Source organism: Nonomuraea sp. NPDC050383, from assembly GCF_044459125.1.
Taxonomy (GTDB): domain Bacteria; phylum Actinomycetota; class Actinomycetes; order Streptosporangiales; family Streptosporangiaceae; genus Nonomuraea.
This window is the reverse complement of the sequence record NZ_JBITIP010000009.1, coordinates 133,605-146,363: the sequence shown is the minus strand read 5'-3', so window position 1 is coordinate 146,363 and position 12,759 is coordinate 133,605. Positions and strand designations below refer to the sequence as shown.

Annotated in this window: 10 protein-coding genes; 1 reads left to right on the top strand and 9 read right to left on the bottom strand. The window is 71.8% G+C overall.

All coding sequences use genetic code 11. The features are described 5' to 3' along the window. Window positions 1–20: 20 nt before the first annotated feature. From ACIBG4_RS23305 to ACIBG4_RS23290, 4 genes are all read right to left on the bottom strand, one after another. A complete protein-coding gene (locus ACIBG4_RS23305; protein ID WP_397203574.1) occupies window positions 21–1,334 on the bottom strand; it encodes a M16 family metallopeptidase in 1,314 nt (437 codons plus the stop codon). Next, window positions 1,331–3,658: a polyribonucleotide nucleotidyltransferase gene (locus ACIBG4_RS23300; protein ID WP_355446853.1), complete on the bottom strand. Its 2,328-nt coding sequence runs from the start codon at window positions 3,656–3,658 to the stop codon at window positions 1,331–1,333. The genes ACIBG4_RS23305 and ACIBG4_RS23300 overlap by 4 nt, the downstream gene beginning before the upstream one ends. A 283-nt stretch (window positions 3,659–3,941) precedes the next feature. Beyond that, window positions 3,942–4,211 (bottom strand): 30S ribosomal protein S15, encoded by a 270-nt coding sequence (gene rpsO / locus ACIBG4_RS23295; RefSeq protein ID WP_219471539.1) that lies wholly within the window; start codon window positions 4,209–4,211, stop codon window positions 3,942–3,944. A 223-nt stretch (window positions 4,212–4,434) separates the two neighbouring features. Then, window positions 4,435–5,349 carry a bifunctional riboflavin kinase/FAD synthetase gene (locus tag ACIBG4_RS23290; protein ID WP_397203573.1) on the bottom strand — a complete coding sequence of 305 codons (915 nt, stop codon included), beginning with the start codon at window positions 5,347–5,349 and terminating at the stop codon, window positions 4,435–4,437. 119 nt (window positions 5,350–5,468) lie between these two features. On the opposite strand from ACIBG4_RS23290, the gene ACIBG4_RS23285 reads away from it, so the two are divergent. Beyond that, window positions 5,469–6,512: a TRM11 family SAM-dependent methyltransferase gene (locus tag ACIBG4_RS23285; protein WP_397203572.1), complete on the top strand. Its 1,044-nt coding sequence runs from the start codon at window positions 5,469–5,471 to the stop codon at window positions 6,510–6,512. A gap of 48 nt (window positions 6,513–6,560) precedes the next feature. On the opposite strand, the gene truB is transcribed toward ACIBG4_RS23285, so the two are convergent. From truB to infB, 5 genes are all read right to left on the bottom strand, one after another. After that, complete coding sequence (gene truB / locus ACIBG4_RS23280; RefSeq protein WP_310717357.1) at window positions 6,561–7,433, bottom strand: tRNA pseudouridine(55) synthase TruB; 873 nt, start codon at window positions 7,431–7,433, stop codon at window positions 6,561–6,563. After that, window positions 7,434–8,429 carry a bifunctional oligoribonuclease/PAP phosphatase NrnA gene (locus ACIBG4_RS23275; protein WP_397203571.1) on the bottom strand — a complete coding sequence of 332 codons (996 nt, stop codon included), beginning with the start codon at window positions 8,427–8,429 and terminating at the stop codon, window positions 7,434–7,436. A gap of 206 nt (window positions 8,430–8,635) precedes the next feature. Further along, entirely contained in the window at window positions 8,636–9,091 is a 456-nt protein-coding gene (gene rbfA / locus ACIBG4_RS23270; RefSeq protein ID WP_397203570.1) for a 30S ribosome-binding factor RbfA, read from the bottom strand. A 40-nt stretch (window positions 9,092–9,131) separates the two neighbouring features. Then, window positions 9,132–9,428, bottom strand: coding sequence for a DUF503 domain-containing protein (locus ACIBG4_RS23265; RefSeq protein WP_310717354.1), 297 nt, complete (start codon window positions 9,426–9,428; stop codon window positions 9,132–9,134). A gap of 121 nt (window positions 9,429–9,549) precedes the next feature. Continuing rightward, window positions 9,550–12,678, bottom strand: coding sequence for a translation initiation factor IF-2 (infB, locus tag ACIBG4_RS23260; protein WP_397203569.1), 3,129 nt, complete (start codon window positions 12,676–12,678; stop codon window positions 9,550–9,552). Window positions 12,679–12,759: the final 81 nt, after the last annotated feature.

Genomic DNA, 12,759 nt, shown 5'->3' with positions numbered 1-12,759 from the left:
CCCGCGCGGAGCGGCCGGCGTCAGGAGATGGCGCCGGAGAAGTCCTTGTCACCGTACGGGCCGATCACGGCGAGCGTGAGCGGCCGGGTGAGGACGTCGGCGGCCACCTCGGCTACCTCGTCGGGCGTGACCGCGTCGATGCGCGCCAGTACCTCGTCCACGGACAGCAGCTCGTCGTAGACCAGCTCGTTCTTGCCGATCCGCGACATGCGCGAGCCGGTGTCCTCCAGGCCGAGGACGAGCCCGCCGCGCATCTGGCCCTTGCCGCGGACGATCTCGTCGGGGTCCAGCCCCTCGGAGACCACCCGGGCGACCTCGTCCCGGCAGATCTTCAGCACATCGTCGATCTTGGACGGGAGGCAGCCGACGTAGATGCCGAACTGCCCGGTGTCGGCGTAGGCCGAGGTGTAGCTGTAGGCCGAGTAGGCCAGTCCGCGCTTCTCCCGGATCTCCTGGAAGAGCCGCGACGACATGCCGCCGCCGAGCGCGGCGTTGAGCACGCCGAGCGCGAAGCGGCGGTCGTCGGTCCGGGACATGCCGGTGGTGCCGAGCACCAGGTTGGCCTGCTCGGTGGGACGGTCGAGCACCGTCACGCCGGAGTGCGTCTCGACGCCCGGCCCGGTGGTGCGCGGCGGGTCGCAGTCGAGGGGCCCGCCGAGCGCGCCCGCCCGCTCGTACGCCCGCGCGACCAGCTCGACGACATCCTCGTGCCGGACGTTGCCGCAGACCGAGACGACCGTGCGGCGCGGCTCGTAGTAGCGGCGGTAGTACTCGGCGATCCGCTCACGGGGGAGCTCGTTGATCGACTCGACCGTGCCCAGGATGGGCCGCCCGATCGGGGTGTCGCCGTACAGCGCCGCCGCGAACTGCTCGTACACGACGTCGGACGGGTCGTCGTCGTGCATGGCGATCTCCTCCAGGATCACGCCCCGCTCGGACTCCACGTCGTCGTCGGTGATGAGCGAGCTGGTCACCACGTCGGCGAGCACATCCACCGCGACGGCCAGGTCCTCGTCGAGGACCCGCGCGTAGTAGCAGGTGTACTCCTTGGCGGTGAACGCGTTGATCTCGCCGCCGATGCCCTCGATGGAGGCCGAGATCTCCATCGCGTCACGCGTGGGGGTGCCCTTGAACAGGAGGTGTTCGAGGAAATGGGTGGCCCCCATGTGCTCGGGGGCCTCGTCCCGGGAACCGATGCCGACCCACATGCCGACCGCGACACTGCGCACGGTCGGCATGGTCTCGGTCACCACGCGCAGTCCACCGGGGAGAACGGTGCGCCTGACGACCCCGGCCCCTTCACGGCCGGGGTGCAGCGTGGTGGTGAGGGTCACGAGTTGCGGTCGTCGGCGTCGTCACGGGGAGCGCGAACCCGCGTGCGGGTGCGGCGGGGCCGCTCCTCACGGGGCTTGTCGTCGGCGGCCGGGGCCCCGTCCGCCGAGGCCTGCTCGCCCCCGGACTCGGCCTTGCCCTCCTGCTCGGCGGCCTCCTTCTCGATGACCTCGACGGGCACGAGAGAGAGCTTGCCGCGCTGGTCGATCTCGGCGATCTCCACCTGGATCTTCTCGCCGACGCTCATGACGTCCTCGACGTTCTCGATGCGCTTGCCGCCGTGCAGCTTGCGGATCTGCGAGACGTGCAGCAGGCCGTCCTTGCCCGGCATGAGCGAGACGAACGCGCCGAACGCGGCGATCTTGACGACCGTGCCGAGGTAGCGCTCGCCCACCTCCGGCATGTGCGGGTTGGCGATGGCGTTGATCGCCGAACGGGCCGCCTCGGCGGACGGGCCGTCGGTGGCGCCGATGTAGATCGTGCCGTCGTCCTCGATGGTGATCTCGGCGCCCGACTCGTCCTGGATCTGGTTGATCATCTTGCCCTTCGGGCCGATGACCTCGCCGATCTTGTCGACCGGGACCTTGATCGTGATGATGCGCGGCGCGGTCGGGTTCATCTCCGCCGGGGAGTCGATCGCCTCCTGCATCACGTCGAGGATCGCCAGGCGGGCGCCCTTGGCCTGCTTGAGGGCACCGGCCAGCACACTGGCGGGGATGCCGTCGAGCTTGGTGTCGAGCTGCAAGGCGGTGATGACGTCCTTGGTGCCGGCGACCTTGAAGTCCATGTCGCCCATGGCGTCCTCGGCGCCGAGGATGTCGGTCAGCGTCACGTAGCTGTCGCCCTCGCCGATCAGGCCCATCGCGATGCCCGCGACCATGGCCTTGAGCGGCACACCGGCGTCGAGCAGCGCCATCGTGGAGGCGCAGACCGAGCCCATCGAGGTGGAGCCGTTGGAGCTGAGAGCCTCCGACACCTGCCGGATCGCGTACGGGAACTCCTCACGCGTGGGCAGGACCGGGATCAGCGCCCGCTCGGCCAGCGCGCCGTGGCCGATCTCGCGCCGCTTGGGCGAGCCCACCCGGCCGGTCTCACCGGTGGAGTAGGGCGGGAAGTTGTAGTTGTGCATGTAGCGCTTGGTCCGCTCAGGGTTGAGCGTGTCGATGACCTGCTCCATGCGCAGCATGTTGAGCGTCGTGATGCCCAGGATCTGGGTCTCGCCACGCTCGAACAGGGCCGAGCCGTGCACCCGGGGCACCACGTGGACCTCGGCCGACAGGGCGCGGATGTCCTTGGTGCCACGGCCGTCGATGCGGATGCCCTCGCTGATGACCCGCTCACGCATGAGCTTCTTCATCACCGAGCGGAACGCGGCGCTGATCTCCTTCTCGCGTCCCTCGAACTCGGGCAGCAGCTTCTCGGCGGCCAGCGCCTTGACCTTCTCCAGCTCCGCCTCGCGCTCCTGCTTGGGAGCGATGGTCAGCGCGGCGGCCAGCTCGGTCTTCACCGCGTTCTCGACCGCGGCGTAGACGTCCTCCTGGTAGTCGAGGAAGACGGCGTACTCGGCGGTCTCCTTCGCGGCGACCTGCGCGATGCGCGACTGCGCCTCGCACAGCACCTTGATGAACGGCTTGGCGGCCTCCAGGCCCTGCGCGACCGTCTCCTCGGTCGGGGCCACGGCGCCGTCGGCGACCAGCTTCAGCGTGTCCTTGGTGGACTCGGCCTCGACCATCATGATGGCGACGTCGCCGTCGGCCAGCACCCGGCCGGCCACGACCATGTCGAAGGTGGCCCGCTCCAGCTCGGAGTGGGTCGGGAAGCCCACCCACTGGCCGTCGATCAGCGCGACGCGGACGCCGCCGATCGGGCCGGAGAACGGCAGGCCGGCCAGTTGCGTCGACAGCGACGCGGCGTTGATCGCGACCACGTCGTACAGGTGGTCGGGGTTGAGCGCCATGACGGTCGCGACGACCTGGACCTCGTTGCGCAGGCCCTTGACGAACGACGGGCGCAGCGGCCGGTCGATCAGGCGGCAGGTGAGGATGGCGTCCTCGGAGGGACGTCCCTCACGCCGGAAGAACGAGCCGGGGATGCGGCCCGCGGCGTACATGCGCTCCTCGACATCCACCGTGAGCGGGAAGAAGTCGAGGTTCTCCTTGGGCTGCCGGGACGCGGTGGTCGCGGACAGCACCATCGTGTCGCTGTCGAGATACGCGACGGCCGAACCCGCCGCCTGACGCGCCAGACGACCGGTCTCGAACCGGATCGTGCGCGAGCCGAACGCGCCGTTGTCGATAACGGCTTCGGCGGTGTGGACACCCTCCACGGGGGACCTCCTTTTGGTCGGTCACCCGCGCCCTCTTTTCTCACCGGCACCCTCGTTAGGTGCAGCGCCGGTCTTCGATCGAAGCGCCCGGTCTTGCTTACCGGAAGCCACTACCGAGGACCGGCCCGCAGGCGTCGCGGGTCGCATGGTGCTGAGCGGACGCGGGGGCTGTAGTGTCTCGGATCTTCAGTTGTATGCCAGATGCCCACCGCGTCAGCGGCGACACACCGGCCTTCTGCGCCATATGAGAAGGGAGCGACGCGGACGCCGCTCCCTCACCATGTTATCGCCGCAGGCCGAGCCGCTCGATGAGCGACCGGTAACGCGCGATGTCGACCTTCTGCAGGTACTTCAGCAGGCGGCGCCGGCGTCCGACGAGCAGCAGCAGACCACGACGGCTGTGGTGGTCGTGCTTGTGCGTCTTCAGGTGCTCGGTCAGCTCGCTGATGCGCTTGCTGAGCAGCGCGATCTGCACCTCGGGCGACCCGGTGTCGCCGTCGGCCGTCGCGTACTCGGCGATGATGGTCTTCTTGGCAGCGGTGTCGAGGGACACGGCTCTCCTTCAATCTACGGGCACGCCTGCGAACAGGAAGAGCGAGCGACCGTGCGTGCCTACAGTCACCGCAGCGAAGGCCTTCAGGGCAGCGCGCTGCGGCGCCGTCACAGAGCCGACATGCAAGAGTACCACCACGGGTGGCGTGTCCACGTACTCCGCGTGACGCCGGGGGCCAGGAGACGGCCCGGGAGGCGGCTCAGGAGGCGGGCCGCGACGGCGGTCAGGCGGTCAGGCGACGGGCCGCGGCGACGTCGGCGTTGATCTGCTCGACCAGCGCCTCGATCGAGTCGAAGCGGGTGTTGCCGCGCAGCCGGGCCGCGAACTCCACCGCGACGTGCACGCCGTACAGCTCCAGGTCGTCGCGGTCCAGCGCGTACGCCTCGACGGTGCGCGGCACGCCCTCGAACGTCGGGTTGGTGCCGATCGAGATGGCGGCGGGCCAGCGCTCGCCCGCGTAGACGACCGGCAGGTTGGCGACGGGCACGCACTCCATCCACCCGGCGTAGACCCCGTCGGCGGGGATGGCCGTGTGCGGCGGCGTCTCGACGTTGGCCGTGGGGAAGCCGAGCTGACGGCCGCGCTGGTAGCCGCGCACCACGACGCCCTCGACCCGGTGCGGGCGGCCGAGCGCCGCGGCGGCGCCCTCGACGTCGCCCGCCACCAGCCGCTCCCGGACACCGGCGCTGGAGACCCCGTCGAGCAGCGGGACGGTCTCCACCGTGAAGTCGTGCTTGTCCCCCAGCGCGCGCAGCGTCTCGACGTCGCCCGCCGCGCGGTGACCGAACGTGAAGTCCTCGCCGACCACGACCGTCGCGGCGCGCAGCCGGTCGGACAGCACGGTCTCGGCGAAGTCGTCGGCGCTCGTGCGCGACAGCTCCAGCGTGAACTCCAGCACGCACAGCTCGTCCACGCCCAGCGCGGTCAGCAGCTCCGCGCGCCGCCGCGGCGTGGTCAGCCTGGGCGTCCACGAGCCGGGCACGACGACGTCGTCGGGGTGCGGCTCGAACGTGACGGCCACGCAGCGCGCCCCCAGCTCGCGGGCGGCGGCGACGGCCCGCTCGATCACCCGCCGGTGTCCACGGTGAACGCCGTCGAAGACGCCGACGGCGACCACGGATCTCTCCGAACCCTGCACGCCACCCTGCACGCCGGCCCCATTCGCTCGTGGCGGATCAGTCCCCCCAAGCCTGCCATGCGGCCGGGCGTTCGCTCCAATCGAGGGGGGCGATGGAGAGGGGTACCATCGGTCGCACCATGCCTCGATACGCGCTGCTGATCCTGCCCGCCTACAACCGCGTCTACGGCGAGAGCTCTCCCCGGCTGACCCGGGCCGAACTGGCCGTCTTCAGCGAGCGGGGGCTGCGCGGCGCCGTGTCCGACATCGGCGAGACGCGCATCGGCGGCCTGCCGTACGTGACGTTCGAGACGCCCGAGCCGCTGGGCGAGGACGACGTCGCGCTGCTGTCCAACCTCTCATCGGTCTACGCCCTGTTCGGGATGGAGGGGTCCGGGACGGAGGGCGAGCTGCTGCGGCCGCTGGCCATGCGGCCGCTCGACCGGCTGAGCAGCGACCTGCTCACGATCCAGAAGTACGCGGGCAAGACCAACGAGCACTTCACCAAGCTGCTGCTCAACGTCACCGTGCTGGCCTCCGACTTCCCGCTCGGCGGCAGGCTGTCCGTCTTCGATCCGATGTGCGGGCGCGGCACCACCCTCAACCAGGCCCTCATGTACGGCTACGACGCCTACGGGCTGGACGTGGACGGCAAGGACGTCGAGGCCTACACCGGGTTCATCAAGACGTGGCTGCGCAACAAGCGGCTCAAGCACACGGCCGAGACCGTGCCGGTGCGCCGGGAGCGGGCGCTGGTGGGCAGGCGGCTCAACGTCGCCTTCGCGCTGTCGAAGGACGGGTTCAAGGCGGGCGACGTGCAGCACGTCTCCGTGGTCAACGCCGACACCCTGCGCAGCCGCGAGTTCTTCAAGCCCCGCTCGTTCGACGTGATCGTGACCGACGCCCCGTACGGCGTGCAGCACGGCAGCCACGGCGGGCGGGCCGGCGGCAAGGGGCTGTCGCGCAGCCCCCTGGAGCTGATCTCCAAGGCCGTGCCGGTGTGGGCGGAGCTGCTACGGCCCGGCGGGGCGCTGGGCGTGTCGTGGAACACCTACGGCGGCGGCCGGGAGGAGCTGGCTGCCATCCTCGCCTCGGCGGGGCTGGAGGTGGCGGCGCTCCCCGACTTCGAGCACTGGGTGGACCAGGCCATCGTGCGCGACCTCATGGTGGCCCGCAAGCCGTAGGGATCGGCTCTCTCGCGTCCCGATCCACCGCATAGCGGGAGGGGGCCGCTAGGAGGCGAAGACCGCCAGCGGGCGGGCCGTGCGGCCCTGCTCCTCCACCAGCGCCAGCAGGTCGCCGTCCGGGCCGAACACCCCGATCGGCCCCGCGCCCAGCCCCGCGGCGGGCAGCCGCCCGCCGTGGCGGACCAGCGTCGCCTGCTCGGCCGTCACGTCGCGCCGGGGGAAGGCCGCCGCGACCGCCTCGCCGATGGGCAGGACGACGCACTCCTGCGCCAGCTCGTCCAGCGTGCGGGCCATCGACAGGTCGTACGGGCCGACCCGCGTGCGGCGCAGCCGGGTCAGGTGGCCGCCGACGCCGAGGCCCGAGCCGAGGTCACGGGCCAGGGCCCGGATGTAGGTGCCGCTGGAGCAGGTGACCACCGCGTCCACGTCCACCACGTCGTCGTGGGCGCGCACGTCGAGCACCTCGAAGCCGTACACGGTGACCGGCCGGGCGGCCAGCTCCACCTCCTCGCCGGCGCGGGCCCGCTTGTAGGCGCGCTGCCCGTCCACCTTGATCGCGCTGACCTGCGGCGGGATCTGCATGATCTCGCCGGTGAGCGCGGCCACGCCCTTGTGGACCTCCGCCGGGGTGACGGCGGCGGCCGAGGCCGTGGCCGTGACCTCGCCCTCGGCGTCGTCGGTGTTGGTGGTCACGCCGAGCCGCATGGTCGCCGTGTAGACCTTCTCGGTCAGCGCCAGGTGGCCGAGCAGCCGGGTCGCCTTCTCCACGCCCACCACCAGCACGCCCGTCGCCATCGGGTCGAGCGTGCCCGCGTGGCCGACCCGGCGCGTGCCCGCGAGGCGGCGCATCCTGGCCACCACGTCGTGCGACGTCCAGTCGGCGGGCTTGTCGACGATGATCAGGCCACTCTCGGCCATCTAGACCTTCCTCAGCTGCTCGCGGAACCTCGTCATGGTCTCCTCGACTCCGTCGTGCGAGGTGAACCCGGCGGCGTTGTGGTGGCCGCCGCCGCCCATCGCCGTGCACACCGCCGCGACGTCCACCGCGCCCTTGGAGCGGGTGGACACCTGCCAGGCGCCGTCGTCGTCCTCCTTGCACACCACCGCGACCTCGGCCTCGTCGGCCCGGCGCACGATGTCGATGACGCCTTCGAGCTCGCTGTACGGCAGGCCGTACGCGGCCCGGTCGACCCGCGTCACGTACGTCCACACGAGCCGGTCCTCCAGCTTCACCCGGTCGAGCGCGGCGGCGAGCACCTTGAGGTAGCCGAACGGCGAGCGGTCCCACAGCTCCCGGGCGATCTCGTCGGTGCGCAGTCCGGTGGCGACCAGGCGCGCGGCCATCTCGTGGGCCGCGGGAGAGGTCGAGGAGTGCCGGAAGGACCCGGTGTCGGTCACCAGCCCCGCGTACAGGCACGTCGCGATGTCACGGTCCAGGGTGCCGCCGAGACGGTAGATGAGCTGCTCGGCGAGCATGGCCGTGGCGGCCGCCTTCGGGGAGATGAGGCCGAGCGTGCCGAACCCGGAGCACGACGGGTGGTGGTCCACCACGATGAGCTCGCGGGCGGCGGCGGCGTTCGCGCCGAGCAGGCCGAGCCGGTCGGACGACGCCGAGTCGAAGGTGATCATCAGCTCGGGCGCGGCCGGGAAGTCCTGGGGCGGGCTCAGCATGTCCTGGCCCGGCAGGAACCCGAGCAGGCGCGGCACCGCGAACCGGCGGTCGCCGAACGACGCGACGACCCGCTTGCCCAGCGAGCGCAGCACGAAGCCGGTGGCCAGCATCGAGCCGAGCGCGTCGCCGTCGGGCGACACGTGACAGGCCAGGGCGATCTCGTCGGCCCGGGAGATGAGCTCGACCGCCCGCTCCCAGGCCGCCTCGGGGACGCCGCCGCCCAACGGGTCCTGGCCCGTCACGCCGCGGTCTCCCGTGGCGCCGGCCTCCGGCGGGACGACCGCGCGGCCGGGAGGCGCCGTGCGATCAGGAGGCACCGTGTGGTCGGAAGGCGCCGAGTGATCGGGCGGCACCGTGTGGTCGGAAGGCGCCGAGTGATCGGGCGGCACCGTGTGGTCGGAAGGCGCCGAGTGATCGGGCGGCACCGTCCGGGCGTGGACGTCGGGCGTCACGGCGCCGGGTGTCCCGCCTGGTCGTCCTCCTCCTCATCGGCCTTCTTGTAGGGGTCGGCCTCGCCCGCGTAGGCGGCCCCCTCGGCCTTGCGCGCCACTTCGGCGTCCTTCGCCCGTGCCGCGTTGATGAGGGTGTCGAGCTGCCGCGCGCTGTCGGGCAGCGGGTCGTGCTTGAACGCCAAGGTCGGGGTGAACCGCACACCTGTCTGCCGGCCCACCTCCGCCCGGATGATCCCCTTGGCGCTCTCCAGGGCGGCGGCGCTGTCGGCGCGCTCGGCGTCGGAGCCGAACACCGTGTAGAAGACCGTGGCCTCGCGCAGGTCAGCGGTGATGCGCGTGTCGGTCACGGTGACGAAGCCGAGGCGCGGGTCCTTGATCCGCCGCTCCAGCATCTCGGCGACGATCTGCTGGATGCGGTCGGCGAGCTTGCGCGCTCGCGCTGCGTCCACCATGTTCGCTCCCCCTCACGCACGACTCCTGTCGTGCAGTCGTTCAGTCTTCGTCGTTGTAGAGCCGCTGCCTGGCCGACAGCAGCTCGATCTCGGGCCGGAACGCCACCAGCCGCTCGCAGGCGTCCATCACTTCCTTGCAGTTGGCCGCCGAGGCGGACACCACCGCGATGCCGACCTCCGCCCGGCGATGCAGGTCGAGATGGCCGGTCTCGGCCACGGCCACGGCGGGAAAGCGCCGCTGCACCTCCGCGACCAGGGGACGCACGACGGAGCGCTTCTGCTTCAGCGAGTGGACGTCGCCGAGCAGGATGTCCAGGGTAAGAGCACCCACATACATCGTTGGTTGCCACCGCTTGTCCTGGTGAGTGAGACGCACGCCGGTCCTGCTGCGGTGGGGACCAGGCCCGGGCGTGCGAGGGGCGCTCGGCGGATGGTCCGCCGAGCGCCCGGCCGCGTGCTTACGCGCGCGGCTTCTCCCGCATTTCGAACGTCTCGATCACGTCGTCGATCCGGATGTCGTTGTAGCCGACACCGATACCGCACTCGAAGCCCTCGCGGACCTCGGTCGCGTCATCCTTGAAGCGACGCAGCGACGAGACGGTCAGGTTGTCCGCGATGACGACGCCGTCGCGGATGATCCTGGCCTTGCTGTTGCGGACGATCAGGCCGGAGCGGACCAGCGAACCGGCGACGTTGCCGATCTTCGGCACCTTGAAGACCTCGCGGACCTCCGCCGTGCCCATCTGGACCTCTTCGAACTCGGGCTTGAGCATGCCCTTGAGCGCCGCCTCGATCTCCTCGATCGCCTGGTAGATGACCGAGTAGTAGCGGATGTCGACGCCCTCGCGCTCGGCCAGGTCGCGCGCCCGGGGCTCAGGCCGGACGTTGAAGCCGATGATGACCGCGTTGTCGTCGGCGACGGCCAGGTTGACGTCGTACTCGGTGATGGCGCCGACGGCGCGGTGCAGGACACGGAGCCTGACCTCGTCGCCGACGTCGATCTTGAGCAGAGCGTCTTCCAGGGCCTCGACCGAGCCGGACACGTCACCCTTGATGATGAGCTTGAGCTCGTCGACGCGGCCCTTCTCGAGGTCGCTGAACAGCTCCTCGAGGGTGCGGCGACGGCTCGACTTCGCCATGTCGGCGCTGCGCTTGCGCGCCGCGCGCTGCTGGGCGATCTGGCGGGCCATGCGGTCGTCGGTGACGACGATGAAGTTGTCACCGGCGCTCGGCACGGCCGTCAGGCCCATCACCAGGACGGGACGGGACGGCGTGGCCTCTTCGACCAGCTCGCCGCTGTCGTCGAGCATCGCCCGGACGCGGCCGTAGGCCTCGCCACAGACGATCGAGTCGCCGACGCGGAGCGTGCCGCGCTGGACGAGGACGGTCGCGACGGGGCCGCGGCCCTTGTCGAGGTGCGCCTCGATCGCGATGCCCTGGGCGTCCATGGTCGGGTTGGCCCGCAGGTCGAGCTCGGCGTCGGCGGTCAGGATGATCGCCTCGAGGAGCTCCTCGATGCCGGTGCCGTTCTTCGCCGAGATGTCGACGAAGAGCGTCGAGCCGCCGTACTCCTCCGCGACCAGGCCGTACTCGGTGAGCTGGGCCCTGACCTTGTTGGGGTCGGCGCCCTCCTTGTCCACCTTGTTGACCGCGACCACGATCGGCACGTCGGCCGCCTGGGCGTGGTTGAGCGCCTCGATCGTCTGCGGCTTCACGCCGTCGTCGGCCGCGACCACCAGCACCGCGATGTCCGTGGACTTCGCGCCTCGGGCACGCATGGCGGTGAACGCCTCGTGACCGGGGGTGTCGATGAAGGTGATCTTGCGCTCTTCGCCCTCGTGCTCGGTGGCGACCTGGTAGGCACCGATGTGCTGGGTGATGCCACCCGCCTCGCGCGCCACCACGTTGGTCTTGCGGATGGCGTCGAGCAGCTTGGTCTTACCGTGGTCGACGTGACCCATGACGGTCACGACCGGCGGACGCGCGGCCAGGTCGGCCTCGTCACCGTCGTCCTCGCCGAACTCGATGTCGAAGGCCTCGAGAAGCTCGCGGTCCTCCTCCTCCGGGCTGACGATCTGGATGTTGTAGTCCAGCTCGACGCCGAGCGCCTGCAGGGTGTCCTCGTTGACCGACTGCGTCGCGGTCACCATCTCGCCGAGGTGCAGCATGATCTGCACGAGCGAGGCGGGGTTCGCGCCGATGCGGTCGGCGAAGTCGGACAGCGACGCGCCGCGCGGAAGGCGGATCGTCGCGCCGTTGCCGCGAGCGACCTGCACGCCGCCGATCGCCGGCGCCGACATGTTGTCGAACTCCTGGCGCCTCTGGCGCTTGGACTTGCGACCGCGCGCCGGACGGCCACCGGGACGCCCGAAGGCACCGGCCGTGCCGCCACCGCGACCGCGACCGCCGCCACCGGGACGGCCGGCGAAGCCGCCACCGCCGCCGGGAGCACCTGTGCTGGTGCCGGGACGGCCACCGCCGCCACCCGGACGGCCGGCGAAACCGCCGCCGCCACCCGGACGACCGCCGCCACCGCCGCCGGGACGGCCACCGCCGCCACCGGGACGGCCACCGGGGCCGCCACCCGGACGGCCACCGCCGCCGCCACCACCGGGACCGGCGGGCCGGCCCTGCGGCATCATCATCGGGTTGGGACGCGGTCCACCAGGACGGGGACCACCGGCACCGGGGCCGGGACGCGGACCCGCGGCGCCGGGCGGACCCGGACGCGGGCCGCCGGGCGCAGGCCTGCCGCCCTCACGGCTCTGCGGCGGACGCGGCATCGCTCCGTCGCGCGGCGGACCGTCACGACGCTCACGCTGACCGGGACCGCCACTGTCACGCTGGCCGCCCGGACGCGGCGGACGGGACTGGCCCATGCCGCTGGCGTTGGACGAGAACGGGTTGTTGCCCGGACGGGGACCACGCGGGCCCGGCTTGGGACCGGGGCCGGGGCGCGGACCGCCACCGGAGGAGCCGGCCGGGGCGCCGGGACGCGGAGCACCGCCGGGGGCGCCGCCGCCGGAGGCACCCGGACGGGGCGCGGGGCCCGGCTTGGGGCCGGGACGAGCCGCGGGGCCCGGACGGGGACCCGGCGTCGGGCGCGTGCCCGATCCGGACTCGAAGCGCGCCTGCGGTGCGCCGGACGTCTCGCCGCGCGCGGCCTCGGGCTGCTGCTGCTGCTCGTGAGGCATGGCCACCGGCGGGCGAGGCGTGCCTGCCGCGGGGCTCGCCGGACTCGTGGGGGCCGACGGGGCCGAGGGACCCGCAGGGCCCGGACGCGGACCGGGCTTGGGGCCCGGACCCGGACGCGGGGCCGTGGGGGCCGGCGCCTCGGCGGCGCCGTTGCCGGCCTGGCTCTCGGCCGGCCGGGGGGCAGCCCTGGGCGGCTGCGGCCTGGACGACGATCCGCCGCCCCTGGAGGGCTTGGATACGCCCAATGCTTCGGTGAGCCGCCGGACGACCGGCGCCTCTATGGTGGAGGACGCCGAACGGACGAACTCCCCCATCTCCTGGAGCTTGGCCATGACGACCTTGCTCTCGACTCCGAACTCCTTAGCGAGCTCGTATACCCGGACCTTCGCCACTGCACTCCCTTACTCGGCCCGGGAGGCTGGCTGTGCCGTCCGGACCGTCGTTACCTTGTGGTCTTCATCGCCGCGTGCTCA